The sequence below is a fragment of the Stenotrophomonas sp. HMWF023 genome, assembly GCF_003060985.1.
In the GTDB taxonomy this organism is placed as follows: Bacteria; Pseudomonadota; Gammaproteobacteria; order Xanthomonadales; family Xanthomonadaceae; genus Stenotrophomonas; species Stenotrophomonas lactitubi.
In genome coordinates, this window is record NZ_QAIJ01000233.1 from 1 (window position 1) to 492 (window position 492).

A 492-nucleotide genomic window follows, 5' to 3' on the forward strand; every position below is an offset into this window, starting at 1 on the left:
CCTGACAATTTCCGTGCGCGTCCACCCACGGAGAAGAAAAAGAAGATCAAAAGCAAAAGCGGCCTGGCCGGCCGTTTCTTGTAGAGCCGAGCCCACGCTCGGCTCTACACGAGCAAGCGCAGCGCGCGACCCGCTTCTGCTGTTCTTATTCTTTGTCCGTGGGTGGACGCGCCGAGAAACTGTCAGGGGTCGGGCAGGTGGGTTGCGCAGGGGCGTGAGCCGCATGGATGCGGCGACCGAGCTTACAGGGACGTACTTGCAGCGGCCCCTGCGCAACCCACCTGCCCGGCCCAATCACATGATTCGCTCTACGCGACCACCCACGAGGGGCTGCGCCGTTGGCTGGAAACTACGGCCACCAGCCGTGCCCGAACCGCGCGTAATGATCAGCCGCACGCTCGAACGGATTGCGTGCACTGACGCCACCACACAACAGATACACCGGCAGGTACAGCGGCCCCAGCACCAGGTACTGGTACACGTGCGCGCGCT